Source organism: Paenibacillus spiritus, from assembly GCF_008710135.1.
Classification (GTDB): domain Bacteria; phylum Bacillota; class Bacilli; order Paenibacillales; family Paenibacillaceae; genus Paenibacillus_AQ; species Paenibacillus_AQ glufosinatiresistens.
In genome coordinates this window covers 266,262-291,323 of sequence record NZ_VYKK01000004.1, presented here as the reverse complement: position 1 = coordinate 291,323, position 25,062 = coordinate 266,262, and the positions used below count along the sequence as shown (strand labels likewise).

The following is a 25,062-nucleotide window of genomic DNA, read 5'->3' as shown; positions in this document are numbered from 1 at the left end:
CTGTATCTTGCGTATACGAAAATGGTTGCTGCCGCTTCTGCTGCTGGCGCTGGTGCTGCCGGCGCTGTCTGCCGGAGGGGCGCGGGCGGCTTCGGCCGTTATCGGTCTTGAACTGGACGGAAGCCGGCTGGAGAGCGATGTTCCGCCTTATCTGACTTCGTCCAACGTCACGATGGTGCCGCTGGCTGTCATCAGCCGCGGGCTGGGAGCCGGGGTCCAGTGGAATCAGCAGACCAAGACGGTGTCGATCTCGAAGAACGGCACGGCGATGAGTCTGACAAGCGGCCAAAAGACCGCTCTCGTGGATGGAGACCGGATTGCCCTCGACACCTCGGTGGTGATCCGGCAGGGCCGGATCATGGTGCCGATTCGCTTCGTCTCCGAGCAGCTGGGCATGCAGGTGGTGTGGGACAAGGCGGCGCGGACCGTCCGGCTCTACTCCGGCGCCGAGACGGCGCAGCCATCGGCACCGACGGTTCCAGTGCCGAGTGCTCCTAGCGCACCGAGCATCCCGTCGCCTTCCCGTCCGACGACGGGAAGCGCCGGAGGGGCAGCGGACGGGCTGAGAGGGGTATGGATATCGACCGTCTTCAATCTGGACTGGCCGTCCGCAGGGACGGCCGGCAATCCGGACCGGCAGAAGCAGGAATTCACCGCCATGCTGGACAAGCTGAAGGCCGTCGGCTTCAACGCCGTCTTCGTTCAGCTTCGCCCGTCGGGCGATGCGCTGTACCCGTCCACCATCGTGCCGTGGTCCAAAGCGCTAAGCGGCAAGCAGGGCGTTGAGCCCGGGTATGACCCTCTGGCGTTCATGGTGGCGGCGGCGCATGAACGGGGCATGCAGTTCCATGCCTGGTTCAACCCGTTCCGGGCGACGACCGACACGAAGGCGGCTACGCTGTCGGCCCTGTCCAGTCTTCATGTCGTGAATGCCCATCCCGAATGGATCGTGAAGGCCGACGACAAGATGTATATCAATCCGGGCATCCCGGCTGCCCGCCAGCATATCATCGATACCATCCTGGAGACGGTGCGGGGCTATGATATCGACGGCGTCCATCTGGACGATTACTTCTATCCGTCCGGGGCCGCCTTTGCGGACGATGCGGCCTTCGCCGCCTACAATCCGGACGGGATTGCGCTCAAAGCCGATTGGCGGCGGGATAATATCAACCGATTCGTCCGGGACCTCGGCCGGCAGATCCATGAACTGAAGCCGGACATTGCATACGGCATCAGTCCCTTCGGTGTCTGGCGCAATGCCAAGACCGACAGCACCGGTTCGGATACTGCAGCCGGCGTGACGGCCTACGACAGCATGTATGCCGATGTCCGGACCTGGATCCGTCAGGGATGGATCGACTATGTGGCTCCGCAGGTGTACTGGAGTCTCACCAACAGCGCGGTCCGGTACGACAAGCTGGTCGATTGGTGGACCCAGGAAGTCGAAGGAACCGGGGTCAAGCTGTATATCGGCATGGCTGCCTACAAGATAGGAGCCGACTCGGACAAAGCCTGGCTGAACCCGGATGAACTGATCCGCCAGCTGCAGTACAATGCCTCCAAGGAAGGGGTAGCCGGAAGCATTCTGTTCCGGGCCGGGGATTTGGTCACCCGCAATCCGTACGGCATCTCCGATCTGCTGAAAGCCTACTTTCAGTCCTGATCGGCGGCAATAAATCAAGCATAAAGCCCGCCTCCCGCGTCATAGATAAGCAGTAGTGTCTATGGAACGGGAGGTTGGGCTTATTTATGAGGATCAATGGGGTGTTCGAGGGGGGCGGGGTCAAGGGGATTGCCCTGGCGGGAGCGGTGCAGGCCTGCGAAGAGGCCGGCTGCGTCTTTCACCGCGTCGCGGGAACCTCTTCCGGTTCCATTGTGGCTTCGCTGCTCGCTGCGGGGTACACGGGAGAGGAGATGGGAACGATTATCCGGCAGACGTCGTTTCGCTCCTTTCTGCGCCGGGCCCCGATCTTCAATACCGCTCTATTAGGCCCGGCGCTCCGGGTCATGCTGAAGAAAGGATTGTATTCAGGCGAAGCTCTGGAGGCTTGGATTCGAGGCATTCTCCGGAAAAAAGGGGTGGTGACGTTCCGTGATCTGCCGAAGGACCGACTGCGAATTATTGCTTCGGATATCAGTGACGGCCGCCTGGTGGTTCTCCCGGACGGGCTGCGGGCGTACGGCATCGATCCCGATGCCTTCGAGGTAGCCAAAGCGGTGCGGATCAGCTGCAGCATTCCGTATTTCTTTGATCCGGTCGTCCTTCGGCGCAGCGGCGATGCCGCCAAGGGGCGATCTTTTGCCGATCAGCTCGTCTATATGGTGGACGGCGGTCTCCTCAGCAATTTCCCAATCTGGCTGTTCGAGGGGGTGGAGGAGGACGGTGGCAGCATTCCGCCGGTCGGCTTCCAGATGGTCGGTCGTCCCGAACCGGCCGCACACCGGATTCGGGGCCCGTTCAGCATGCTTCAGGCGATGGTCGGAACGATGCTGTCCGCCCACGACGAGCGCTATATCGAACAGGAGAAGCGGATGCACACCGTCAAGGTGCCGACCCTGGGCATCCGCACGGTCCAATTCGAGCTGACTTCCGAAGAGAGCAGCGCCCTGTATGCTGCCGGGTACGAGGCCGGGGCGGCATTCTTCCGGGGATGGCGTTATCCGTGCTGACCTCAAAAAAACCCCTCCCGGGCAGCGGGAGGGGATCGGTGCGCCTGGCGGAATTCATCGGCCGCGGCGTCTTTTAATGGTATTTGGGAAGCTGCTCGTCGTTCTTGCCCTTGCTGCCCTCAATCACCTGGAACGGATAGCTCTTCCGCTTCGTCGGAGCGGATGTCTTGCGGATGCCGGCCATCTTGGCCATCGTCTTCTGAGAAGGCTTGACCTTGATCTTGGACGAACGTCCTCCGGCATACCGCCGGGGCGGATATTTATAGAGCAGGAACAGCACCGCCGTCAGAACGGCGGGGATAAGCAGCGCGCGCAGCAAATCGTACGGATTGTTCACGAGTCCAGCGATCAGACCGATTGCCGCCAGCGTTATGGTGGTCCAAAAAACCGCAGCATGCTTTTTCATCGGAGACTCATCCTTTCACGGGGTCCAAAATGCCTCCAGTTACGGTTTCGTTCTTGATTAATCCCTGCTCGTAAGCCGCATCCAGCTCTCTCATCCGGTTGAACGAGGCAATCGAGACCTCGACCTGATCGTCTTTGGGCTCTTTCGTGGTCAGAAGCTGCAGCCACAGTCCCGGGTAACCCAGATAGCGCAGCACCGGGACATCGCGCAGAGCGTTGGTTCCCTTCAGCACTTCAAAAGACACCCCGATCACGACCGGGAGAAGCACGAGGCGCTGAATGATCCGATCCCAAAGGTTATCCCAGGGAACGAACGAATAGATAACGACGCCCAGCACAATCGTCAGCATCATGAAGCTGCTTCCGCAGCGGTAATGCAGCCGGCTATGCTTCTGCACGTTCTCCACGGTCAGCTCATCGCCGGCTTCAAAGGCGCTGATGACCTTGTGCTCCGCTCCGTGGTACTGGAAGAGGCGCTTGACGACCGGAGTCTGGGAGATGATCCACAGGTAGACCAGCAGCAGGATCAGCTTGATGGCGCCTTCGACAAGATTATGAAGAATATAACCGTCGAAAGCGTCTTTGAACAGAAAGTTCTCTACGAATACCGGAACGAGTGTAAAAATAAGCTTGCCCATTACAAAGGAAAGTATGCCCATTACCGCCACGCCCAGCATCATGCCGATGCTGAAGCCTTCTTCCTTCTCCTTGGCTTCCTTCTTCTTCGCTTCGTTCGCCTTCTCGAGCTCGCGTTGCGCCCTCTCTTCGGGGGTTACTTCGTCCTCGGCATAGGCTTCGGCCGAATAGTTGAGGTGCTTGGAGCCCTTGGCGCTGGAATCTATAATACTGACAATGCCGCGAAGCAGCGGAATCCGGCGCAGCTTGGTCACCCAGCGCTGGTCGCTTCTTGGCACCTCCAAGAACGTAATTTCCTGGCTCTTCCGACGCACAGCCGTCACATTAACGTGCTTGCCGCCGAACATAACGCCTTCAATGACGGCTTGACCGCCGTAACTCGGAGTTTCTTGGGACAACCGGTTCACCTTCCCGCAGATTAATGAATGCTTACAGGAACCATTGTATCTAATTTTTGTGCCTTTTTCTAGTTGGATCGGGGGCTTCCTGCACATACTGTATTTATCCGGTCTTTCCGGTTCTCCGGAGAGACGATACTTATGATGCGAAAGCGGGGTTCCATAATGTCCAGTAGGAGCCAGAGACGGGAGAAGACCGGCATTGCGGCATTCTCTCTGGAAGTGGGTTTTTTTGCAGGCTTCATTTGGGGCGGGGTGCACTGGTTGATGGCGGCGCTGAAGTTCACTCGCGTGGTGCCGGGATACTTGGGAGAACCGTTCCTGCGGCATGACTTTCTGAAGACAACCGCGGGCCAGCTCGCCGGGTATCTGTTATTCATTCTCTTCTCGGTCGCCGCCACCTTTCTGTATGTGCTTGTGTTCCGCAAGCTGAAAGGGCCTTGGCCGGGGATGTGCTACGGAATTCTGTGGTGGGCGATTCTCTTTCTCGCAGGTTCCCGGATCTTTCTTCTGCAGCCGCCGATGCGCCTGCCCTGGAACTCGGTCATCTGCGAATTCTGCCTCTATCTGCTGTGGGGATTGTTCATCGGATACACGGCTGCGATTGAGTTCACCGATGAGCGCAAGCGGGAGACCCGGACCAGCATCGCATGACCGACAAAAAACTTCTCAAGGACATGGCCCTATGTTAAAATACAATGTGGCTATTTGCGAGAGGAGAATTGTAGATGGGCAACAATCGTGTCTCCAAGCTTCGCCAGGCCCTTCAGGACCGCGGGCTGGAAGCAATGCTGATTACAAGCGGCGTGAACCGCCGCTATTTGACCGGGTTCACCGGCTCGTCGGGCTATGTGCTGATTACGCCTGACGACAGCTATTTTCTGACCGACTTCCGCTATATGACCCAGGCGGCGGATCAGACGGACGGCTTCAAAATCGTGGAGCACGCTCCCCGGTTCATCGACACGGTTCGTTCCCTGCTGCCCGGCGGCGGATCCGCCTTGCTCGGCTTCGAGCAGGACGACGTGACCTATGCGGCTTACGCCGCTTATGCCGAGGCGCTGGAAGGAGCGGCGAAGCTGGTTCCTTCGTCCAAGCTGGTCGAAGATCTGCGCATGATCAAGGACGATTCGGAACTGGAGATTATGCAGCGGGCGGCGGACCTGGCCGACGACACCTTCCGTCATATCCTGGGGATTGTGAAGCCGGGCATGACCGAGCGCGATGTGGACCTGGAAATGGAATTCTACATGCGCAGCCGCGGCGCGACTTCGTCCTCGTTCGATACGATTGTCGCCTCCGGCGTCCGTTCGGCGATGCCGCACGGCGTAGCCAGCGGCAAGGTGATCGAATCCGGCGATCTGGTCACCTTCGATTTCGGCGCGCTCCTGGACGGCTACTGCTCCGATCTGACCCGGACGGTGGCGGTGGGCGAAGCGGCTCCGAAGCTCAAGGAGATTTACGATATTGTGCTGGAGGCCCAGCTTCACGCGCTGGAGCAGATCAAGCCGGGCATGACCGGGCGCGAATGCGACGCGCTGACGCGCGATATCATCACGCGGTACGGCTACGGCGAGTATTTCGGCCACAGTACGGGACACGGACTGGGCATGGAAGTGCATGAATGGCCGCGCCTGTCCAAGATGAGCGACGATATTTTGCAGCCGGGTATGGTGGTGACCGTAGAACCGGGTATTTATTTACCAGGGATCGGCGGCGTCCGCATCGAGGACGATGTGGTGGTCACCGATACCGGCGTGCGAAGATTGACCCGCTCTTCCAAAGAATACACCGTGCTGTAGACCACTTATTTCAGGAGGGATTCATTCGTGATTTCAGTTAACGATTTCAAAACAGGCCTGACCGTCGAGGTCGACGGCGATATCTTCACCGTACTGGATTTCCAGCACGTCAAACCGGGCAAGGGCGCGGCGTTCGTCCGCTCCAAGCTGAAGAACCTGCGCAACGGCAACACCGTAGAGCGCACATTCCGTGCGGGCGAAACGATCGGCCGCGCCATCATCGAGAACCGCGGCGTGCAGTATCTGTATGCCAGCGGCCAGGAACATGTCTTCATGGATAACCAGACCTACGATCAGTTCACGCTGGATGCCCAGCAGCTGGAGTGGGAGCTGAACTTCCTGAAGGAGAACATGACTGTGAATATCGTCAGCTACCAGGGCGAAATTCTGGGCATCAACCTGCCGACAAGCGTTGAGCTGAAGGTCGTGGAGACCGAGCCGGGCGTGAAGGGCAATACCGCTCAGGGCGCTACCAAGAACGCCAAGCTGGAGACCGGCCACAGCGTTCAGGTTCCGCTCTTCATCAACGAAGGCGACGTGCTGCTGATCGACACCCGCGAAGGCAAATACGTCTCGCGCGCGTAGTTCTGCTGCGTATACGGATGGCGAACCGCCCGGAGCATACAGCTCCGGGCGGTTTTTTGTGTGGAGAATATTCGGAAAAGGTTAACGCATTCGGTCACTTTCGTATTATACTGGTTTAAAGCGGGAAACCGCATGGCCACCGCTGTACAGAATGAAGTTGGGAGTGAGAGAGGCTTGTCACTTTATGTCATGAAATTCGGGGGGAGCTCCGTCGGGGACACCGAACGGATGCTGCGCGTCGCACGGCGCATCGCGGCGAAACAGGATGAGGGCCACCGGTGCGTGGTCGTGGTTTCGGCGATGGGCGATACGACGGACGATCTGATCGACCAGGCGAAGCTGCTTCATTCGCAGCCGCCCGCGCGCGAGATGGACATGCTGATGACGACCGGGGAGCAGATTTCGGTCGCTCTCTTGTCGATTGCGCTGCACGGTCTGGGACGCTCCGCCGTCTCCTATACGGGCTGGCAGGCCGGGTTCCGCACGGACGGCACCCACGGCAAGGCCCGGATTCAAGAGATTGAACCCCGCCGCGTGCTCGAGGCGCTGGAGAAGGACCGGATCGTAATTGTGGCCGGATTCCAGGGCATGACGGAGGAAGGCGAGATTACGACGCTCGGACGCGGCGGCTCCGATACGACGGCGGTTGCGCTGGCGGCGGCCATCCGGGCGGATGTGTGCGAGATCTATACCGATGTGAACGGCGTGTATTCCACCGATCCCCGGATCGTGAAGACCGCCCGCAAGTTGAATGAGATTTCCTATGATGAAATGCTGGAGCTGGCCAATCTGGGGGCCGCCGTGCTGCATCCCCGCGCGGTGGAATATGCCAAGCGCTATCAGGTCAAGCTGGTCGTGCGGTCAAGCTTCAATGAAACGGAAGGCACAGTGGTGAAGGAGGAAGCAAGCATGGAACAGGGTGTGGCCGTCAGCGGCATCGCCTACGACAAGAACGTGGCCCGGATCAGCATTCTCGGAGCAGCCGATACGCCGGGGGTACTTGCCAAGGTATTCGGGAAGCTGGCCGAAGAGGGAATCAACGTCGATATTATTGTACAGAGCGGGGTACAGGACGGCGAAGCCGATTTCTCCTTCACCGTAGCGCTGGATGAGATGCAGCGTTCTATGGATGTAATCCGCGAGATCCGCGCGGAGCTGCCGTACCGGGAAGTTACTTCCGAAGACCATTTGGTCAAAATCTCCATCGTCGGCGCCGGCATGGTCAGCCATCCGGGCGTCGCCGCCGAAATGTTCGATGTCATCTCCAGACTCGGCATCAGCATCAAGATGGTCAGCACCTCCGAAATCAAAGTATCCTGCGTCGTGGAAGCGGGCCGTCTGAACGAGATTATTCAGGCGCTGCATACCGCCTACGGTCTCGATACCAGCGAGAAAGCCTTTGTGGGCGGACCGCAGGACCGGCGCTAAACAGTCATTCATAGAGAGAAGGCCGACTCGAGAGAGTCGGCCTTCTCTCTATGTGTCCCCTTTTTCCCAACGGCCCCGGACTTGATTCAGGCCAGCCTCCGGAATCTCCCCATAATCTCGACCGTCTCCAGCACGTTCACAAAGGCCGACGAGTCGATCTCCCGGATCGCCTTACGAAGCTCCGCAAGCTCATAGCGCGTTGTAACGGTCATCAGCATCGTATTTCCCTCATGACTGTATCCGCCCTCGGCATTGACGACGGTGACGCCGTGCGGCAGCCGGTTCAGCCGCTCCAGCATTTCCTCTCTGTGCTTCGTCACGATGAAGCAGGTGAGCTTCACATGACGGATATAAATCATGTTCACTACCCGCGTCTTGACGAAGGTGCACAGCATGGCGTACAGGGCAGAATCCCAGCTCTTCATAAAGCCGAGCGTCAGAATCACCAGTCCGTCCATCACGAACAGTACGGTGCCCATGGGCACGTCGTGCTTGCGGGTAATGATCGAGCCCAGAATGTCGAAGCCTCCGGTGGAGCCGCCCGCGCGCAGACTGAGGCCGATGCCCCCGGCCATGATTACGCCGCCGAAGATGCTGGCCAGGATCGGGTCCTGGGTCAGCTTCACGAGCGGGATGACGTTCAGGAACCAGGTCGTCGAGGCGACGGACAGCATGCTGAAGAAAATGTACTTCTTGCCGACCGCGACCAGTCCCCACAGCAGAATCGGCAAATTGATTCCGAAGTAGAAGAGCGAAATGTACTTTGGATTGGTGAGATACCCGATGACGGAAGCGGTGCCTGCTACTCCTCCGCTCAGGAGCTGATGCGGGATCAGGAACAGCCGCAGCCCCGCTGCGACCAGAAAAGCCGAGAAGACGACGACGCACATTTCCATGGCGGTTCTGGCTGCGGCATTGGCCGCTACCCGGCTTTCCAGCTGACGCATATTCATCTGATTTTAACCCTTTCCTTCTTTTGACTTGAATCCGGCGCGATAAGGCCAAAATTATTTTATCATACCGATGATATTTTTTTATATAGTCCTGGACTATGATTTCTTTCACACTAGTATGTCCCGAATTCCGCCGTCTAAAGTCGCAGGGACCGGCATATGGTTGAGAGTGGCAAGGATAAGGGGCCTTCGAGGCAAGGAGGGATGAAAGTGGACAAGTATGTGAGCTGGATGGCAGCGCTCCGCATGATCTCGGGAAGCATCGAGATTGCAGCGGCGCTGATCATGCTGAGGCTGAACCAGGTCGACAAGGCGCTGGCGGTCAACTCGGGTCTGGCGCTGGTCGGTCCGACCGTGCTGATCCTGACAACGGCCGTCGGTCTGACCGGAATGGCCCAGGAGCTATCCTGGGGGAAGCTCGGCTGGATCGGCGCCGGGGTCGCCTGTCTTTTATACGGAATTCTGAAGAAATGATAGATTGGTAGTCATGATCGGCGGCGTACAAGCATAGAAATGAATTACAGCTTGTCACAGAGGAGAGTTTGGGGGTACCGAATATGGCCGAAGAATGGATGGAACTGCTGCCGGAGCAAGTGCGGGCGATTCTTGCCCGGCTTCCCCGAGAACTGTCGGCCCGCACCGAGGAGGTCCGCCTCCGGGAAGGCAGGCCGCTGGAGATTAATCTCTCCGGAGCCTATCATTTTGTCACTCCCGCCGGAAGCCTGACCGATGTGCCGGAGGAGGCGTTCCGGTCGGACCGCGAGGACAGCCGGCGGATGCTGGATCTTATCAGCAACCACTCGCTGTACACGATGGAGGAGGAACTGCGCCGCGGCTTCATTACCATTCCGGGCGGACACCGGATCGGGCTGGCGGGCCGGGCGGTTCTGGAAGGGGGAAGCGTCGCCTATCTCCGCGACATTACCGGCTTCAACGTCCGGATTGCCCGCGAGGTACGGGGCCTGGGAAGCGGAGTGCTCCCCCATCTGGTAGAACGGGGGGGCGCGAGAATTCTGCATACGCTCATTCTGTCGCCTCCGCAGCACGGGAAGACCACCTTGCTCCGCGACCTGGCCCGGCAGATTTCGGCCGGGGAGCGCGGACCGGCTGCCGCCGGCGGGAGGCCGGGATTCAAGGTCGGCATCGTGGACGAGCGCTCTGAAATCGCCGGCAGCCGCCGGGGCGTTCCCGCCTTCGATCTGGGGCCGCGAACCGATGTGCTCGACGGATGCCCGAAGGCGGAAGGCATGATGATGATGATTCGCTCGCTGTCCCCGGAAGTGCTGATTGCTGACGAGATCGGGCGGCACGAGGATGCGGAGGCGATCACCGAGGCGCTTCACGCCGGCATCTCCGTTCTGGCGACGGCCCACGGCCGGGAGATCGCGGAGCTGGCCCGCCGTCCCGCGCTCGGCCGGATCATCGAACAGGGGCTGTTCGAGCGCTACATCATTCTGAACCGGACGGCGCGTGGACTGGCCTGGCAGGTGCTGGACGGCCGGAGGCGCCCGCTTCTCCAGCCGCGGGCGGCGGGCTCCGGAGGAGGACGGCCCGATGCTTAAGCTGCTGGGCGCATCGCTTGTGCTGCTGGCGGCCACGCTGGCCGGCTTCGCCCAGGCGAGGCAGTATGCGGATCGTCCCCGCCAGATCCGCGGCCTGATCGCGGCCCTGCAGCGGCTGGAGACCGAGATCCGCTACGGATACACGCCGCTGCCCGAAGCGATGCGGCGGATTGCCCAGCAGTGCCGGGAACCGCTGCGCGGCTTCTTCAGCCGGGCGGCGTCGGAGATGAATCCGCCGCGAAGCGCATCCGCCCAGGAAGGACTGGAGCTGGCGATGGAGGCGCTCTGGAAGACGACGGCGATGAAGGCGCCGGAGCGGGAGGTGCTGCGCCAGCTCGGCTGCACGCTCGGCACCAGCGACCGCGCCGATCAGACGAGCCATATCGCCATGGCTCTCCGGCAGCTCGGCCAGGAAGAGATATCGGCCCGCGAGGACCAGAGCAAATACGAGAAGATGTGCAGAAGCCTGGGGCTCCTGCTCGGAGCGCTGATCGTCATCCTGATTTTTTAGCGAGGTGCCGCACATGAACATAGATGTCAACGCCATCTTCCAGATCGCCGGGATCGGCATCATCATTGCCATGATTCATACCGTTCTGAAGCAGATGGGCAAGGAAGATATCGCCCACTGGGTAACGCTTATCGGCTTCGTAGTCGTGCTGTTCATGGTCATCCGCATGCTGGACGGCCTGCTGACCGAAATCAAGTCCATCTTCCTGTTCCAATAGGGCGCCCATGGAGATCATTCAAATTGTGGGAATCGGGCTGCTCGCCACTGTGCTGATTCTGGTCCTGAAGGAACAGAAGCCGATCTTCGCCTTTCTGCTGGCCGTAACGGCAGGCCTCCTGATCTTCCTGTTCCTGATCGGGCGGATCGAGGTCATTCTCGATACACTTCGGCGGGTGGCGGAATCTTCGGGCATGAACCTGATCTATCTGAAGACGGTATTCAAGATTATCGGGATCGCCTACATCGCAGAATTCGGCGCCCAGATTGTAAGGGATGCCGGACAAGAATCCATCGCTTCCAAAATCGAGCTCGCAGGCAAAGTGCTGATTATGACGCTGGCGGTGCCGATTATCAGCATCATTATCGAAACCGTGATGAAGCTGCTGCCGGCCTGAAGGACCGGGAGCCGAAAAGGCCGCAAGGGCATGCCGCCACAGCTTTAGGAGAGGAGGGAAGCGGATTTGGACATGCGGATAGGTGCCCGCCGGATCAGACTCCGTCTTCCTCCTGTGCGCCCGGCGGTTCTGGTTGTGCTCTTCGCAGCGCTCCTATCGGCCCCGATGCTCCTCTTGGGGGCGGGGGCGGCAAGCGCCCGAGCAAACGCTCTTCCGGCGGGCACCGGCCCCCCGGGGACGGGCCTGGCCGGTGCTTACGCGGCGGAACCTGCCGCCGCCGTCCGGGCGGCCTATGCGGCGGACTGGACGGGCAGCGCCGACGGTTCCGGCGCCGGCAGCGAAGACGGAGCCGCCGGCGACTCGGTCTACGGGACCGATAGCGAAGGCGGCGCTGCTGCCGGAGGAACCGGCGGCTCCTCGGACGCGCCGGAGTCTTCCGGGGGAGCGGGCGGCAGCGGATCGGTCGTCAACGAATGGGTGAAGGGGCAGATCGACGATTTGCCCAAGGACAAGGTGGAGCAGTACTGGGACCAGCTGATGAAGGACTACGGGGGATTTTTTCCGGATGGAGCCACGCCTTCGCTGATGGATATGCTGCTCCCGGGGGGCGACGGCCTCAGCTTCCGCCGGATGGTCTCGGGACTGCTGAACTTCGCCTGGCATGAAGTCATGTACAACGGCAAGCTGCTGGTAACCATCGTTATGATCAGCGTGCTCAGCATGATTCTGGAGACGCTGCAGAGCGCCTTTGAACGCAAGACGGTCAGCCAGGTCGCCTACTGGCTCTGTTATATGGTCGTGCTGGTGATCGCGGTCAACAGTGTGAGCATTGCAATCGGATACGCCAAAGACGCCATTGACCGAATGATCGACTTTATGCTGGCGATGATCCCGCTGCTGTTCGCCCTGCTGGCCTCCATGGGCAACGTGGTTACCGTCTCGGTGACGCATCCGCTGATCGTCTTCATGATCCATACGGTCGGGACGCTGATCCACACGCTGGTGTTCCCGCTGCTGTTCTTCTCGGCCATTCTGCATCTGGTCAGCTCGATGTCCGACAAGTACAAGCTGACCCAGCTGGCCAATCTGCTGCGCAGTCTCGGATCGGGTATGCTCGGCGTGCTGCTGACCGTCTTTCTCGGCGTCATTTCGGTGCGGGGCATCACCAGCTCGGTCACCGACGGCGTGACGCTGCGGGCGGCCAAATACATCAGCGGCAACTTCGTCCCGGTTATCGGCAAAATGTTCGCGGACGCCACCGATACCGTCGTCTCCGCCTCGGTGCTCGTCAAGAACGCCATCGGTCTCTCCGGCGTCGTCATCATCATCTTTCTCTGCGCCTTCCCGGCAATCAAGATTCTGGTGCTGGCGCTCATTTACAACGTAGCCGGAGCGGTAATGCAGCCTCTGGGCGGAACGCCGATCGTGAGCTGCCTGCAGACCATCGGCAAAAGCATGATGTACGTCTTTGCGGCGCTGGCCGCCGTATCGCTGATGTTCTTCCTCGCGGTAACGATTCTGCTGGCCGCCGGCAATGTCACGGTAATGATGAGATAGCGGGAGCGGAGCCGTCCTTCGGCCTGACCTGACCCGCTCATGCAGAAGGGGGAACGGATATGAGCTGGCTCGGAGGCTGGCTGCGGGAACTGGTGCTGATCGTCCTGATGGCTTCCTTTGTCGAAATGCTGCTGCCCGGCAAAGCCATGCAGCGGTATGCCCGGCTGGTCCTGAGCCTGCTGGTGCTGCTGACCATGCTCAGTCCGATCGTCGATCTGCTGAAGGGAAACGCCGCCGCCGAGCTCGGGGAGGCGATCTCCAGACAGGAGACGGCGGCGGCGCGCCGGGAAGACGGCAGCGATCTGGCGGCCATTCTGGCGGAAGGACAGAAGCTGTCCGCCGGACGCCAGCGGGAGAGTCTGAAGCTCGCTGCATCCGAAGTGGCGGTCCGGATGAAGGAAGACATTGTTGCCGCCGGAACCGACCGCCGCCGCGTAACCGTCACGGTGGCGCTGTCGGTGCAGAAGGAGGGGGCTTCGGGAACGGAGGTCCCGGTCATTTCTTCCGTTCGGGTCGTACTGGCCCCGACGGCCGGAAGCCCGGCCGGAAGCGGAGAGGGAGAGCCGGGTTCCGGCGGCGCAGACAGCGGGGAGGCGGGCTCCTACGGGACGCCGATTGAAGTGGCTCCCATAGAAACGGTGCGGATCGGAGAGGACGAGAAATCGGTCCCGGCCGCCGGACCGGCGGGAAGCGCAGCGGAGGAGGACGGCGAAGCCCGGGAAGTCGCCTCTCTGCTGGAGAAAGACTGGGAGCTTGGGCCGGGCGTGGTGAAGGTGGTCGGCGCCGGAGAAGAGGAGGCGGCTTCCCGGCGTTTGTAGGAGAGAAGGAGCAGATGAAGGAGGGCGGGGCATGGGGAACTGGCTGAAACGGATCGAGCAATGGGCGGGCGGCGGCGGAGACGGCAATCCGAAGCGCTCTTCGGTCTTCCGCTGGCTCATTATTATCGGACTGCTCGGCGTGGCAATTATGCTGTTCAATTCCTTCGTGCATGTCAAGAAGCTGGACAGCGAGAATACGGGGCGGGAGCCGCCTGCGGCGGAAGCCCGGACAACGATTGCACAAGGCGGAAGCCCCGACAGCTTCGGATCGATCGAGCAGGTGCTGGAGGACCGGACGAAGGAGATTCTGGAGAAGATCGTGGGTGTCGGAACCGTGGATATCATGGTGACGGTGGACTCTACGGAAGAGATTGTGGTGCAGCGCAACATGAACGACTCGCAGCAGCTCAGCGACGAGACGGATGCGAACGGCGGCAAGCGGCATACGACGCAGTACACCCGGGACGGCAGCATCGTGACCTACAGCCAGTCCGGCGAGGAGACTCCTATCGTCACCAAGAAGATCAAGCCGCAGGTGCGCGGGGTGCTGATCGTCGCCAAGGGAGCAGAGAACAGGACGGTGCGGAGCCTGATCATCGACGCCGTCGAGAAAGGGCTCAACGTGCCGGGCTACCGGATTTCCGTTGTCCCGCGCAAGCAGGAATAATAGCGATCTATAATTAAGGAGGAAATCAAATGAACGGCAAAAGACAAACAATCTGGTTGGTGTCCATGCTCAGTCTGATGGTCGTGCTGTCGGCGTATTACCTGTTCACGGAGGATTCGGGCTCTACCGCGCCCAAGGAGACGGCGGGCACCATTCAGGTCGATTCCGTCAAAAATGCGCCCGATGCGCTGCCCCAGGTCGCAGCCGGAGACGGCGCCGTGGCCACGGAAGTGACCGACGCCGCCGATGCCGGCGTCACGGACGGCACTGCTGCCGATCCCGCCGCCGATCCGGCAGCGGTCAAGGACCCGGCCACCGCAGACAGCCCGGCTGTCCAGGAGGAGCAGACAGCGGGCGATACGGCAGCCGCAGGAAGCGGCGACAAGGCCGCCGCGAAGGAAGCCGCGGCTGCCGGAGAGCAGAAGGCGGCTGACCCTGCGGCGGATCAGACGGCGAAGAGCGACGACGCTTCCAAGAGCGCAGCGGACACAACCGCCAAGAGCGGCGGCAAGAGCGACGCCGAGGTGCTGAACCAGGTCGCCTCGCAGAACGCTTCGGCTTCGGCGATGATCGAGAGCTACATGCTTGAGCGGGAACAGCAGAATATCAAGCAGCACGACGATCTGATGGCCATCATGAACGACATGGACAAATCGCCGGCCGAGAGCGCGGCTGCCTCCGAGAAGCTGAGCAAGCTGGAAGACCGCGAGGCGGTCATCGAGAGCATTGAGTCCAAGCTGCAAAAGCAGTTCGGCGAGGCCGTCGTGAAAGAGGACGGCGGCGACGCGTATAAGGTCGTCGTGCTGAGCGACAAGCTTGACGCCAAGCAGGCGGCCGGGATTATTGATCTCGTCATTAAAGAGCTGAATGTGACCCAGGACAAAATCAGTGTCCAGCACGTCTCCGAGCAGTAAGCTAAACGCCAGATCCTTCCTTCCAAAGCCCCGGCCGGTCCGGGGTTTTTGGGCGTTGCGGGAAGTTTCTCCCGGCTTGTCGGGAGAGATCGGATGGCGTCGAATGGGCCGGAAGGGAATTAAGGGGCTTTTAAAATGCCGGGAAATGAAGCATAATAGGGACTTGGTAATACATAAATATCGGACCGAATGAAGCTGAAGGAGTGAACTGATAGATATGTTCAAACTGAGTGAAATCAAAGAACTCATCAAATTGCTGGATCAGACCTCATCCGTGCACGAGCTGGTGGTCGAGAGCGAAGGCATGAAGCTGGCCATCCGCAAGCCCGATCATCAGGAATCCGCTTCTCCCGGTCCGGCGGCACCGCTGTACCCGTATCCGTACCCACCGGCCCCGGCGCCGCAGGCTGCGGTTTTGACCGCAGGCACTGCGGCTTCGCCGGCTCCCGCCGCTGCGGAAGCGCCGGCAGAGGCGCAGGACAGCGGGCTACATAAGATTGTATCTCCGATGGTAGGAACGTTCTATTCCGCCGCTTCTCCCGACAAGCCGCCGTTCGTCAGCGCAGGCGACCGGGTCACGGAGAAGACGACGGTATGCATTATCGAAGCGATGAAGCTGATGAATGAGCTGGAGGCGGAGGTGCGCGGCGAAATCGTGTCCGTGCTTGCCGAGAACGGACAGCTTGTGGAATACGGTCAGCCCCTCTTCCTGGTGAGACCGGAATAATAGATCGCTTAGGAGGAACGAGATGAATATCCAAAAAGTGCTGATCGCCAACCGCGGTGAAATCGCTGTCCGGATTATCCGGGCCTGCCGCGAACTGGGCATTTCGACCGTGGCGGTCTATTCGGAACCCGACCGCGATTCGCTGCATGTCCGCCTAGCGGACGAGGCCTACTGCATCGGACCGATGCCTTCCAAGGACAGTTACCTGAACTTTACCAATATTATGAGCGTCGCTACGCTGACCGACTGCGACGCCGTGCATCCCGGCTACGGCTTTCTGGCCGAGAACGCCGATTTCGCCGAGATCTGCGAATCCTGCAACATTACCTTTATCGGTCCTTCCCCGGATGCGATTACGCGGATGGGGGACAAGGCGGTTGCCAAGGAGACAATGAAGCTGGCGGGCGTGCCGGTTATTCCCGGCTCCGACGGACTGGTGGGCGACATCGCGGAGGCGGTGGAGCTTGGCCGTGAGATCGGCTATCCGATCATCGTGAAGGCAACCGCAGGCGGCGGCGGCAAGGGCATCCGCATCGCCGAGGATGAAGAGGCGCTGGTGAAGCAGATTACCGCCGCCCAGCAGGAAGCCCAGAAGGCCTTCGGCAACGCCGGGGTGTACCTGGAGAAGTTCCTGACCGGCATGAAGCATGTCGAAATTCAGATTATCGCCGACAACCACGGCAACGTCGTCCATCTCGGTGAGCGGGACTGTTCCGTACAGCGCCGCCGCCAGAAGCTCGTCGAGGAAGCGCCTTGCCCGGTGCTGACGCCCGAGATTCGCGCGGCGATGGGAGAGGCGGCCGTGCGCGCCGCGCAGGCCGTGAACTACTCGGGAGCAGGCACGCTGGAGTTCCTGCTGGGACCCGACGGCCGCTTCTATTTCATGGAGATGAACACCCGGATACAGGTTGAGCATCCGGTGACGGAGATGGTGACCGGCGTCGATCTCATCAAGGAGATGATCTCGATCGCCGAAGGCCATCCGCTCTCTTTTACCCAAGAAGACATCGAGATCAAGGGCTGGGCGATCGAATGCCGCGTCAATGCCGAGGATCCGGCGCGCGGGTTCATGCCCTCTCCGGGCAAGATCGGCTTCTATCTGCCTCCCGGCGGACTCGGCGTCCGCGTGGACAGCGCGGCCTATCCCGGCTGCATGATCTCGCCGTTCTATGATTCTATGATCGCCAAGCTCATTGTCTGGGCCCCCACGCGGCAAGAAGCCGTCCAGAAGATGAGACGGGCCCTGTCCGAATTTGCGATTGAAGGCATCCACACGACGATTCCTTTCCATCAGCGGCTTCTGGAGCATCCGGTATTCCTCGACGGCAATTTCGACATCAAATTTCTCGAGGATTACGAGGTCTGACCAGGGCTTCGGAAGGTTTGTCATAAAGTACGCCAAATGGTATAGTATATGAATTAAGAGACGTGATCCAACTTTGAAAGGTGTGGGGCATACATGAGTACAATGCCGACAGAATTTGAACGGACGGAGATCGGCGAGATCCAGATCGCGCCTGAAGTGATCGAGGTCATCGCCGGTCTGGCGACGGTCGAGGTCAAGGGAGTGGCGGGAATGAGCGGCGGCTTTGCCGGCGGTATCGTCGAGCTGCTCGGCCGCAAGAATCTCTCCAAGGGCGTCAAGGTCGAGGTCGGCCAGCGCGAAGCCGCGGTGGACGTATCGGTCATTATTGAATACGGCAACCGGCTTCCGGAAGTCGCAGGCGAGATCCAGCGCAACGTCAAGCGGTCCATCGAGACGATGACGGGACTGACGGTGGTGGAGGTCAACGTGCATATCCACGACGTCCAGTTCAAGAACGCCGACAAGATCGAAGACCCCGATTCGGGCGTCCGCGTCAAATAATATCCGCATCTTTCCCGGCCCCCCGAGCCGCGTGCTCTGGGGGCCTTCGCGGGTGCGGATATTCTCATGGGGACGGCAGGACCGTCCGATAAGGAGGCAAGAGGCTTTTGGCTAAAATTGTGGACAGGCTTCTTCTGTTTATTTACAGCATTTCGATCGGAGTTCTTTCGGCAGCCGCCATCCTCCTGCTGACCGGTGTCCTGTCGGAAGACGATCTGGTGCCGGACTGGGATGCTGCCGTTCCGTTCCTGATCGCGGCGGCAGCCGTGCTTCTTCTGCTCAGCCTGCGGTTCTTCTACATCTCGCTGCGCCGGGACCGCACCTCCAGTCTGTCGGTGGACCAGCGGACGGAATACGGCGACATCCAGATTTCGATGGAGACGATTGAGAATCTGAGTCTGAAGGCGGCCGGGCGTGTCAAAGGCATCCGGGACCTGAAGTCCCGCATCCGGGTCTCCCAGGCAGGGCTGGAGATCATGATCCGGGGCGTAGTGGACGGCGAGCATTCGCTGCCGCTGCTGACCGGAGAAGTCCAGCGTCAGGTGCATGAATTCGTGCAGGAAACCACCGGCATTCCGGTGGCGGACGTATCGGTCTATATTGCCAATCTCACACAGGCGCCAAGCTTCAAAAGCCGAGTGGAATAGAGGTGGGTTTCCCGAATGTTCTGGAAGGAAGTATGGGAAAGTCACGGAGGCCGGATCGCCGGTGTGGCATTCGGTTTCATTTTGGGTCTGATTTATTTAATCAGCGGGTTCTGGGATATGCTGTTCTTTGCACTGGTAGTGTTCATCGGATATACGCTGGGCCGGAGAAAGGATGAGGGCCGAAGCGGCTCGCCGGGCTGGCGGGAGCTTCTGGACCGGCTATCCGCCGGCTGGCGTCCGTTTAAGTGAACCGCGATAGCTTTTTTCCGAGAGCGGCATTGGCAGACCCTGACGATACGCTGATTCTGCGGAAGAAAGCGGTCGCGGTTTTTTATTTCAGACCGAAACAGGCATGATAAGACAAAGCGGCCTAAGGGGCAGAGCCCATAAGGCCATCAGCTATTGAAGCGGAAGGAATGAGTATATGTTAAAACGGAGAACCGCGCGTGAGATCATCGTGCAGACGCTGTATCAGATGGAGATGAATGAGGTGGAGAGCGGAGAAGCGGTGGAAATGCTGCTGGCCGAAGCCTCGGAGGAGAATGAGACGGAGCGTGTCATTCCGAACGAACCGGAGATGAAGGATTATGTGCTGTCGCAGGTCAACGGCATCTGGACCAACAAGCCGGCCATCGACGAGATGCTGGAGCACTACCTGAAGAACTGGCAGATGAGCCGGCTGTCCCGGGTGGACCGCCAGGTTCTGCGTCTGGCCGCGTATGAGATGATTTTTGCCGCCCAAGAGGATGTTCCCGCCAAGGTATCCGTCAATGAAGCCATCGAGCTGGCGAAGCACTTCGGCACCGAGGACTCCGGCAAGTTCGTCAACGGCGTTCTGGGCAAAATGATCCAGGATCTCGACAAGCTGAAGAGCGAGCGTGCCTGAATATAACCATTATTAATACAGGGGAGAGAGAAACGTCATGACAGCAGCCATTATCAGCGGTAAACTTGTGTCCGAAGAAATTCGTGTAGATATTGCCAAGCAGGTTGAAGGGCTTGCGGTCCGCGGCGTCAAGCCGGGTCTGGCCGTCGTGCTGGTCGGGGAAGATCCGGGTTCCCAGGTATACGTGAACAGCAAGGAGAAGACCTGTCTCAGCCTCGGCTTCCATTCGGTAGTCCACCGGCTTTCGGCTTCCACCTCCCAAGAGGAGCTGCTGACGCTGGTGGAGGAGCTCAACCGCGCCGACGAGATCGACGGCATCCTGGTCCAGCTTCCGCTCCCGAAGCATATCAACGAGAAGGCCGTGATTGACGCCATTGCGGTGGAAAAAGACGTCGACGGCTTCCACCCCGTCAACGTCGGCAATCTGGTGATCGGCGACGACAGCCTGCTGCCGTGCACGCCTGCCGGCGTGATCGAGCTGATCAAGCGCACCGGGCTTGATCTTGCCGGCAAACACGCCGTTGTCATCGGCCGCAGCAACATCGTCGGCAAGCCGGTATCCCTGCTGCTCCAGCGTGAGAACGCGACGGTCACCATGTGCCATTCCCGCACGCAGAATATGCCGGAGCTGTGCCGTCAGGCCGATGTGCTCGTGGTGGCCATTGGCCGCGCCAACTTCGTGGACGCTTCGTACGTGAAGCCGGGCGCCGTCGTCATCGATGTCGGCATGAACCGGCTCGAGAACGGCAAGCTGGCGGGAGACGTGGACTACGAGAGCGTCAAGGAAGCCGCCGGATATATCACGCCGGTTCCCGGAGGCGTCGGTCCGATGACAATTACGATGCTGATGGTGAACACGCTGACGGCGGCCAAGCGCCGCCGCGGGCTGGAGTAGGACAAGCTTATGGCGGAGCGGAAGATTTTCTCGATCAAGGACCTGAACCGGTACATCCGGATGAAGCTGGACTCCGATCTCGTCCTGTCCGATGTGTGGATCCGCGGGGAAATCTCCAACTTCACGCATCACGGCAGCGGACATATGTACTTCACGTTGAAGGACGAGACCAGCCGGATCAAGGCGATCATGTTCGCCTCGCACAATCAGCGGCTGCCGTTCGTTCCGAAAGAAGGCTCCCGCGTCATTGCCAGAGGCAATGTCACCGTCTACGAGCGGGACGGCCAGTATCAATTCTACGCGACCCAGATGCAACCCGACGGAATCGGCAGCCTGTATCTGGCCTATGAGCAGTTGAAGGCCAAGCTGGAGAAGGAAGGGCTGTTCGACAGCGACCGCAAACGCCCGCTCCCGCGCTATCCGCGTACGGTCGGCGTGGTAACTTCGCCGACGGGAGCGGCCGTGCGGGACATCCTGACGACGCTGCGCCGCCGCTATCCGGCGGCCGCGGTTGTGCTCTATCCCGTGCTGGTTCAAGGCAAGGGAGCCGCCGCTTCGGTCGTGCGGGCCATTCAGGCCCTGAACGCCGAAGGCGAAGCCGACGTGCTGATTGTCGGCCGCGGCGGCGGCTCCCTGGAGGAGCTGTGGGCGTTCAATGAGGAGCCGGTCGCCCGGGCCATCGCGGCGTCGCGGATTCCCGTCATCTCGGCGGTCGGCCACGAGACGGACTTTACAATCGCCGATTTCGCGGCCGACCTTCGGGCCGCAACGCCGACGGCCGCTGCGGAGCTGGCCGTGCCGAGCGCAGCCGAGCTGCGCTCACAGCTCGGCACGCTGGAGCGCCGGCTGCGGCTTGGCCTGCAGCGGCGGTCCCAGCGCGGCCGCGAGCGGCTGGCCGCGCTGCAGCGGTCCCCGGTGCTGGTGAACCCGCGCCGGTACCTGCTCCAGCACGCGCAGAGGCTGGACCATCTGCGCGGCCGCCTCGGCGGCGCGGCCAAGGCGCGCGCCGCCCGGGCGCATTCGCTTCAGGCGGCGCTGACCGGCCGCCTGGAGCGGCGTCACCCGCACGGCGCGGTGACGCTGGCGAAGCGGCGCGCCGAAGGGGCGCGCCGGGATCTGCTGCGCGCGATGGACGCGCAGGTGGAGCGGCGGCGCCACCGGCTTGGCGCCGAGCTGCGCCAGCTGGACGCGCTCAGCCCGCTGAAGGTTATGGCGCGCGGATACGGCCTTGTCTACGACGAGGAGGGCGGCCGGCTCATCCAGTCGGTGGCCGCCGTGCAGCCCGGCGATATGGTGAATGTGAAGCTTCAGGACGGCGAGCTGAATTGTCAGGTCTGGGGATTGAAAGAGGAGGGTAGCCAACATGGCGAAGGAAGCGGAACTGGGATTTGAAGAAGCAATGGACAAGCTGGAGCTGATCGTCCGCGAGCTGGAGCACGGCGATGTGCCGCTGGAGAAGGCCATTGATCTGTTCCAGCAGGGCATGCAGCTCTCGCAGCTGTGCGGCGCCAAGCTGGAGCAGGTGGAACGCAAAATCGAAATGATCGTCGAAGAGGACGGCGAGCTTCGCAAGAAGCCTTTCGGTTCGCTGGAGGGGGAAGGCGATGAGTCCTTCTGAGCTGACGGGCTATATCGGAGAGATGGCCCGAACGCTGGACGAAGCGTGGAGCCGTCTGCTGCCGGAGACCTGGCAGGTGCCGCAGACACTGGTTGAAGCGATGACGTATTCGCTGCAGGCCGGCGGCAAAAGACTGCGGCCCCTTCTTGTCGTGGCGGCCTGCGAGGATCTCGGCGGCAGCCGGGAAGCCGCGCTGCCCGTAGCGGCTGCGGTGGAGATGGTGCATACGTATTCGCTGATCCACGACGACCTTCCGGCCATGGACAATGACGATTACCGGCGCGGCCGTCTGACGAACCATAAAGTATTCGGAGAGGCCATGGCCATTCTGGCCGGCGACGGGCTGCTGACCCATGCGTTCTACAGCGTGGTTCAGGCGGCGCGCCGCCACGGCGTCCCGGCGGAGAGCGTGCTGTCCATCGTCGAGGACCTCTCGGCAATGGCCGGACCGCGGGGCATGGTCGGCGGCCAGGTGGCCGACATGGAAGGCGAACAGGGCGAGACGGACCTTGAACGGCTGCGCTATATTCATCTCCACAAGACGGGGGATCTGATCGTCTTCTCGCTGCTTGCGGGAGGCCGGGTCGCCGGAGCGGACGAAGAGAAGCTTGCGGCGCTGCGCCGGTTCGGGACGGCGCTGGGCCTTGCTTTTCAGATTCAGGATGACATTCTCGACATTGTCGGCGACGAGAGCAAGCTCGGCAAGCCGGTCGGCAGCGATATTCAGCAGCAGAAGGTGACGTATCCGTATCTGCTGGGGCTGGAGGAATCGCGGCGGGAGGCGGCGCGTCTGACCGCGGAGGCGCGGGACACCCTGCTGGACGCCGGGTTCTCCGCAGACTGCCGTCTGCTTGGAATCGCCGATTATCTGATGAATCGGGATCATTAGCGGAGCGTCCGCATGAACGGCTGGATTTCGACAGCCGTTTCTTTTATGTTATAATGGGTTTTATTATCCAACACACACATCTAGGAAAGCGGGGAGAACACGTGCTGCTTCCACAAATAAATGATCCGCAAGATTTGAAATCGCTGGCTGTGCCGCAATTGGTCGAGCTGGCCGAGGAAATCCGCCGGTTCCTGATTGAGAAGCTGTCTGTAACCGGCGGGCATCTGGCCTCCAATCTGGGAGTGGTGGAACTCACGCTGGCCCTGCATTACTGCTATGAGAGCCCGCAGGATAAGATGATCTTCGATGTCGGCCACCAGGCCTATGTTCATAAAATACTGACCGGCCGCAAAGACCGCTTTGACACGCTGCGCATGCAGGATGGTCTCTGCGGCTTTATCAAGCGCTCGGAGAGCCGGCATGACGTCTGGGAAGCAGGCCACAGCAGTACATCGCTCTCGGCAGCGATGGGAATGGCGATGGCCCGGGACTTCAAGGGCGAGGACAACAAAGTCATCGCTGTGATCGGCGACGGCGCACTGACCGGAGGAATGGCGTTCGAGGCTCTGAACCATATCGGGCATGAACGTCGCAAGCTGATGGTGATTCTCAACGACAACGAAATGTCGATCGCGCCGAATGTCGGAGCGATGCACAATTACCTCAGCAAAATCCGTTCGGACCGCCATTACTTGCGGGCAAAGGATGAAGTTGAAGGGCTGCTGCGCAAAATTCCGGCCATCGGCGGCAAGCTCGCCAAGACGGCCGAGAAGATGAAGGACAGTCTGAAATACATGATGGTTCCGGGCGTTCTGTTCGAGGAACTGGGCTTCACCTACCTGGGACCGGTGGACGGCCATGACCTCGACAAACTGATTGACGCGTTCCATCAGACCGACAATGTGGCCGGGCCCGTGCTCGTGCATGTGCTGACGACAAAGGGCAAAGGGTACAAGCCGGCGGAGGCGGACTCCTACAAGTGGCACGGCATTACACCGTACAAGATTGAATCCGGCCAGCTCCTGAAAGCCGTGGGCGAACCGATGTACACGGATGTCTTCGGACAGACGCTGATTGAACTGGGACAGCAGGACGAGCGAATCGTCGCCGTGACGCCCGCGATGCCGGGCGGTTCGGGATTATTCCCGTTCGCCCAAGCTTTTCCGGGCCGGATGATTGACGTCGGCATCGCCGAACAGCATGCGGCTACGCTCTGCGCGGCGCTGGCCATGGAGGGCATGAAGCCGGTCTTTGCGGTCTATTCCACCTTCATGCAGCGCGCCTATGACCAGATTGTCCACGACATCTGCCGGCATAATGCCAACGTCATGTTCGCGATCGACCGCGCGGGCTTCGTCGGTGCCGACGGCGAGACGCATCAGGGAGTGTATGACATTGCCTTCATGCGCCATATTCCGAACATCGTGCTGATGATGCCGAAGGATGAGAATGAACTGCGGCATATGATGAAGACGGCGCTCGATTACAATGACGGCCCGATCGCCTACCGCTATCCCCGGGTCAACGGCACGGGCGTTCCGCTGGACGCGGAGCTGAAGAGTCTGCCGATCGGCAGCTGGGAACGGCTGCGCGCCGGCGATGACTTCGCCGTCCTCGCCTGCGGACCGATGGTTCAGGTCGCCGAGGAAGCGGCAGAGACGCTGCGCCGGGAAGGGCTGAAGGTAAGCGTGATCAACGCCCGCTTCCTCAAGCCGCTCGATCATTCGATGCTTCTGGAACTGGGACGGTCCGGTACCCAGATGATCGTGATCGAAGAAGCGAGCCAGGCGGGAAGCCTGGGAAGCGCGGTGCTGGAATTCTATGCGGAGCACGAGATGCATGAGGTCAGCGTTGGGCTGATGGGGGTACCCGATGTCTTTGTCGAGCACGGCTCCATCAAGCAGCAGCGCCAGCAGACGGGACTTACGGCCGAAGCGCTCTGCACCCGCATCAAAAGCATGCTTGCCGTCCGGTCGTACCGGTTCGGCAAAACGACTTCGTCGTCGTAAA

General features: G+C 60.5%; 29 protein-coding genes. 26 read left to right on the top strand and 3 right to left on the bottom strand.

Annotated features, from left to right (window positions below; translation table 11 throughout):
• The first annotated feature begins 7 nt into the window (after positions 1 to 7).
• Together F4V43_RS03140 and F4V43_RS03135 are read left to right on the top strand one after the other, a co-directional pair.
• Complete coding sequence (locus tag F4V43_RS03140) at positions 8 to 1,666, top strand: family 10 glycosylhydrolase (RefSeq protein ID WP_150456789.1); 1,659 nt, start codon at positions 8 to 10, stop codon at positions 1,664 to 1,666.
• Positions 1,667 to 1,752: 86 nt separating this feature from the next.
• Complete coding sequence (locus F4V43_RS03135; RefSeq protein ID WP_150456788.1) at positions 1,753 to 2,673, top strand: patatin-like phospholipase family protein; 921 nt, start codon at positions 1,753 to 1,755, stop codon at positions 2,671 to 2,673.
• Positions 2,674 to 2,746: 73 nt separating this feature from the next.
• Here F4V43_RS03135 and F4V43_RS03130 read toward each other — a convergent pair whose 3' ends face one another.
• Complete coding sequence (locus F4V43_RS03130) at positions 2,747 to 3,079, bottom strand: SA1362 family protein (RefSeq protein WP_150456787.1); 333 nt, start codon at positions 3,077 to 3,079, stop codon at positions 2,747 to 2,749.
• 7 nt (positions 3,080 to 3,086) lie between these two features.
• Complete coding sequence (locus F4V43_RS03125; RefSeq protein WP_408638302.1) at positions 3,087 to 4,061, bottom strand: DUF1385 domain-containing protein; 975 nt, start codon at positions 4,059 to 4,061, stop codon at positions 3,087 to 3,089.
• A gap of 216 nt (positions 4,062 to 4,277) precedes the next feature.
• Between F4V43_RS03125 and F4V43_RS03120 the strand changes: the two genes are divergently transcribed.
• The 4 genes from F4V43_RS03120 to F4V43_RS03105 all read left to right on the top strand — a co-directional run bounded on the left by F4V43_RS03120 (position 4,278) and on the right by F4V43_RS03105 (position 7,927).
• Positions 4,278 to 4,766, top strand: coding sequence for a YqhR family membrane protein (locus F4V43_RS03120; RefSeq protein WP_150456785.1), 489 nt, complete (start codon positions 4,278 to 4,280; stop codon positions 4,764 to 4,766).
• A gap of 74 nt (positions 4,767 to 4,840) precedes the next feature.
• Entirely contained in the window at positions 4,841 to 5,914 is a 1,074-nt protein-coding gene (locus tag F4V43_RS03115) for a M24 family metallopeptidase (protein WP_150456784.1), read from the top strand.
• 27 nt (positions 5,915 to 5,941) lie between these two features.
• Complete coding sequence (gene efp, locus F4V43_RS03110; RefSeq protein ID WP_150456783.1) at positions 5,942 to 6,499, top strand: elongation factor P; 558 nt, start codon at positions 5,942 to 5,944, stop codon at positions 6,497 to 6,499.
• A 174-nt stretch (positions 6,500 to 6,673) separates the two neighbouring features.
• Positions 6,674 to 7,927, top strand: a complete 1,254-nt coding sequence (locus F4V43_RS03105; protein WP_150456782.1) for an aspartate kinase — start codon at positions 6,674 to 6,676, stop codon at positions 7,925 to 7,927.
• Between the two features lie 86 nt (positions 7,928 to 8,013).
• Here the strand turns inward: F4V43_RS03105 and F4V43_RS03100 are convergent, their stop codons facing one another.
• Positions 8,014 to 8,880, bottom strand: coding sequence for a YitT family protein (locus F4V43_RS03100; RefSeq protein WP_150456781.1), 867 nt, complete (start codon positions 8,878 to 8,880; stop codon positions 8,014 to 8,016).
• A gap of 204 nt (positions 8,881 to 9,084) precedes the next feature.
• Between F4V43_RS03100 and F4V43_RS03095 the strand changes: the two genes are divergently transcribed.
• The 20 genes from F4V43_RS03095 to dxs all read left to right on the top strand — a co-directional run bounded on the left by F4V43_RS03095 (position 9,085) and on the right by dxs (position 25,061).
• Positions 9,085 to 9,354 (top strand): YqhV family protein, encoded by a 270-nt coding sequence (locus tag F4V43_RS03095; protein ID WP_150456780.1) that lies wholly within the window; start codon positions 9,085 to 9,087, stop codon positions 9,352 to 9,354.
• Positions 9,355 to 9,437: 83 nt separating this feature from the next.
• Positions 9,438 to 10,442, top strand: coding sequence for a stage III sporulation protein AA (gene spoIIIAA, locus F4V43_RS03090; RefSeq protein ID WP_150456779.1), 1,005 nt, complete (start codon positions 9,438 to 9,440; stop codon positions 10,440 to 10,442).
• Positions 10,435 to 10,953, top strand: a complete 519-nt coding sequence (gene spoIIIAB, locus F4V43_RS03085; RefSeq protein ID WP_150456778.1) for a stage III sporulation protein SpoIIIAB — start codon at positions 10,435 to 10,437, stop codon at positions 10,951 to 10,953. The genes spoIIIAA and spoIIIAB overlap by 8 nt, the downstream gene beginning before the upstream one ends.
• 13 nt (positions 10,954 to 10,966) lie before the next feature.
• Positions 10,967 to 11,170: a stage III sporulation protein AC gene (spoIIIAC, locus tag F4V43_RS03080; protein ID WP_150456777.1), complete on the top strand. Its 204-nt coding sequence runs from the start codon at positions 10,967 to 10,969 to the stop codon at positions 11,168 to 11,170.
• A 7-nt stretch (positions 11,171 to 11,177) separates the two neighbouring features.
• Positions 11,178 to 11,567 carry a stage III sporulation protein AD gene (gene spoIIIAD / locus F4V43_RS03075; RefSeq protein WP_150456776.1) on the top strand — a complete coding sequence of 130 codons (390 nt, stop codon included), beginning with the start codon at positions 11,178 to 11,180 and terminating at the stop codon, positions 11,565 to 11,567.
• 66 nt (positions 11,568 to 11,633) lie between these two features.
• The gene (gene spoIIIAE, locus F4V43_RS03070; RefSeq protein WP_223879754.1) at positions 11,634 to 13,124 is read left to right on the top strand and encodes a stage III sporulation protein AE; all 1,491 of its coding nucleotides are present in this window, start codon (positions 11,634 to 11,636) and stop codon (positions 13,122 to 13,124) included.
• A gap of 59 nt (positions 13,125 to 13,183) precedes the next feature.
• Entirely contained in the window at positions 13,184 to 13,942 is a 759-nt protein-coding gene (gene spoIIIAF / locus F4V43_RS03065) for a stage III sporulation protein AF (RefSeq protein ID WP_150456775.1), read from the top strand.
• A 31-nt stretch (positions 13,943 to 13,973) separates the two neighbouring features.
• Complete coding sequence (gene spoIIIAG / locus F4V43_RS03060; RefSeq protein WP_150456774.1) at positions 13,974 to 14,609, top strand: stage III sporulation protein AG; 636 nt, start codon at positions 13,974 to 13,976, stop codon at positions 14,607 to 14,609.
• Positions 14,610 to 14,638: 29 nt separating this feature from the next.
• The gene (locus F4V43_RS03055) at positions 14,639 to 15,523 is read left to right on the top strand and encodes a SpoIIIAH-like family protein (RefSeq protein ID WP_150456773.1); all 885 of its coding nucleotides are present in this window, start codon (positions 14,639 to 14,641) and stop codon (positions 15,521 to 15,523) included.
• Positions 15,524 to 15,740: 217 nt separating this feature from the next.
• Positions 15,741 to 16,250, top strand: coding sequence for an acetyl-CoA carboxylase biotin carboxyl carrier protein (accB, locus tag F4V43_RS03050; protein WP_150456772.1), 510 nt, complete (start codon positions 15,741 to 15,743; stop codon positions 16,248 to 16,250).
• 22 nt (positions 16,251 to 16,272) lie between these two features.
• Positions 16,273 to 17,616: an acetyl-CoA carboxylase biotin carboxylase subunit gene (gene accC, locus F4V43_RS03045; protein ID WP_150456771.1), complete on the top strand. Its 1,344-nt coding sequence runs from the start codon at positions 16,273 to 16,275 to the stop codon at positions 17,614 to 17,616.
• Between the two features lie 93 nt (positions 17,617 to 17,709).
• The gene (locus F4V43_RS03040; protein WP_150456770.1) at positions 17,710 to 18,117 is read left to right on the top strand and encodes an Asp23/Gls24 family envelope stress response protein; all 408 of its coding nucleotides are present in this window, start codon (positions 17,710 to 17,712) and stop codon (positions 18,115 to 18,117) included.
• Between the two features lie 107 nt (positions 18,118 to 18,224).
• A complete protein-coding gene (gene amaP / locus F4V43_RS03035; protein WP_150456769.1) occupies positions 18,225 to 18,764 on the top strand; it encodes an alkaline shock response membrane anchor protein AmaP in 540 nt (179 codons plus the stop codon).
• 15 nt (positions 18,765 to 18,779) lie between these two features.
• Positions 18,780 to 19,013: a DUF2273 domain-containing protein gene (locus F4V43_RS03030; protein ID WP_150456768.1), complete on the top strand. Its 234-nt coding sequence runs from the start codon at positions 18,780 to 18,782 to the stop codon at positions 19,011 to 19,013.
• A gap of 175 nt (positions 19,014 to 19,188) precedes the next feature.
• Positions 19,189 to 19,650: a transcription antitermination factor NusB gene (nusB, locus tag F4V43_RS03025; protein ID WP_150456767.1), complete on the top strand. Its 462-nt coding sequence runs from the start codon at positions 19,189 to 19,191 to the stop codon at positions 19,648 to 19,650.
• A gap of 37 nt (positions 19,651 to 19,687) precedes the next feature.
• A complete protein-coding gene (folD, locus tag F4V43_RS03020) occupies positions 19,688 to 20,545 on the top strand; it encodes a bifunctional methylenetetrahydrofolate dehydrogenase/methenyltetrahydrofolate cyclohydrolase FolD (RefSeq protein ID WP_150456766.1) in 858 nt (285 codons plus the stop codon).
• Between the two features lie 9 nt (positions 20,546 to 20,554).
• The gene (xseA, locus tag F4V43_RS03015; protein WP_150456765.1) at positions 20,555 to 21,937 is read left to right on the top strand and encodes an exodeoxyribonuclease VII large subunit; all 1,383 of its coding nucleotides are present in this window, start codon (positions 20,555 to 20,557) and stop codon (positions 21,935 to 21,937) included.
• Entirely contained in the window at positions 21,909 to 22,163 is a 255-nt protein-coding gene (gene xseB / locus F4V43_RS03010) for an exodeoxyribonuclease VII small subunit (protein ID WP_150456764.1), read from the top strand. Before xseA ends, xseB begins: the two co-directional genes overlap by 29 nt.
• A gap of 22 nt (positions 22,164 to 22,185) precedes the next feature.
• The gene (locus F4V43_RS03005) at positions 22,186 to 23,052 is read left to right on the top strand and encodes a polyprenyl synthetase family protein (RefSeq protein WP_223879774.1); all 867 of its coding nucleotides are present in this window, start codon (positions 22,186 to 22,188) and stop codon (positions 23,050 to 23,052) included.
• 101 nt (positions 23,053 to 23,153) lie between these two features.
• The gene (gene dxs, locus F4V43_RS03000; protein WP_150456762.1) at positions 23,154 to 25,061 is read left to right on the top strand and encodes a 1-deoxy-D-xylulose-5-phosphate synthase; all 1,908 of its coding nucleotides are present in this window, start codon (positions 23,154 to 23,156) and stop codon (positions 25,059 to 25,061) included.
• The last annotated feature ends 1 nt before the right edge of the window (position 25,062 follow it).

Coding starts and splice junctions, on each gene's coding strand:
- accC (WP_150456771.1), top strand. CDS start 16,273: ATGAATATCCAAAAAGTGCTGATCGCCAACCGCGGTGAAATCGCTGTC.
- F4V43_RS03135 (WP_150456788.1), top strand. CDS start 1,753: ATGAGGATCAATGGGGTGTTCGAGGGGGGCGGGGTCAAGGGGATTGCC.
- F4V43_RS03125 (WP_408638302.1), bottom strand. CDS start 4,061: ATGTTCGGCGGCAAGCACGTTAATGTGACGGCTGTGCGTCGGAAGAGC.
- spoIIIAD (WP_150456776.1), top strand. CDS start 11,178: ATGGAGATCATTCAAATTGTGGGAATCGGGCTGCTCGCCACTGTGCTG.
- spoIIIAB (WP_150456778.1), top strand. CDS start 10,435: ATGCTTAAGCTGCTGGGCGCATCGCTTGTGCTGCTGGCGGCCACGCTG.
- spoIIIAG (WP_150456774.1), top strand. CDS start 13,974: ATGGGGAACTGGCTGAAACGGATCGAGCAATGGGCGGGCGGCGGCGGA.
- F4V43_RS03095 (WP_150456780.1), top strand. CDS start 9,085: ATGAAAGTGGACAAGTATGTGAGCTGGATGGCAGCGCTCCGCATGATC.
- folD (WP_150456766.1), top strand. CDS start 19,688: ATGACAGCAGCCATTATCAGCGGTAAACTTGTGTCCGAAGAAATTCGT.
- F4V43_RS03030 (WP_150456768.1), top strand. CDS start 18,780: ATGTTCTGGAAGGAAGTATGGGAAAGTCACGGAGGCCGGATCGCCGGT.
- nusB (WP_150456767.1), top strand. CDS start 19,189: ATGTTAAAACGGAGAACCGCGCGTGAGATCATCGTGCAGACGCTGTAT.
- F4V43_RS03100 (WP_150456781.1), bottom strand. CDS start 8,880: ATGAATATGCGTCAGCTGGAAAGCCGGGTAGCGGCCAATGCCGCAGCC.
- xseA (WP_150456765.1), top strand. CDS start 20,555: ATGGCGGAGCGGAAGATTTTCTCGATCAAGGACCTGAACCGGTACATC.
- F4V43_RS03055 (WP_150456773.1), top strand. CDS start 14,639: ATGAACGGCAAAAGACAAACAATCTGGTTGGTGTCCATGCTCAGTCTG.
- xseB (WP_150456764.1), top strand. CDS start 21,909: ATGGCGAAGGAAGCGGAACTGGGATTTGAAGAAGCAATGGACAAGCTG.
- F4V43_RS03040 (WP_150456770.1), top strand. CDS start 17,710: ATGAGTACAATGCCGACAGAATTTGAACGGACGGAGATCGGCGAGATC.
- F4V43_RS03120 (WP_150456785.1), top strand. CDS start 4,278: ATGTCCAGTAGGAGCCAGAGACGGGAGAAGACCGGCATTGCGGCATTC.
- spoIIIAC (WP_150456777.1), top strand. CDS start 10,967: ATGAACATAGATGTCAACGCCATCTTCCAGATCGCCGGGATCGGCATC.
- F4V43_RS03005 (WP_223879774.1), top strand. CDS start 22,186: ATGGCCCGAACGCTGGACGAAGCGTGGAGCCGTCTGCTGCCGGAGACC.
- spoIIIAF (WP_150456775.1), top strand. CDS start 13,184: ATGAGCTGGCTCGGAGGCTGGCTGCGGGAACTGGTGCTGATCGTCCTG.
- accB (WP_150456772.1), top strand. CDS start 15,741: ATGTTCAAACTGAGTGAAATCAAAGAACTCATCAAATTGCTGGATCAG.
- spoIIIAA (WP_150456779.1), top strand. CDS start 9,438: ATGGCCGAAGAATGGATGGAACTGCTGCCGGAGCAAGTGCGGGCGATT.
- F4V43_RS03130 (WP_150456787.1), bottom strand. CDS start 3,079: ATGAAAAAGCATGCTGCGGTTTTTTGGACCACCATAACGCTGGCGGCA.
- F4V43_RS03115 (WP_150456784.1), top strand. CDS start 4,841: ATGGGCAACAATCGTGTCTCCAAGCTTCGCCAGGCCCTTCAGGACCGC.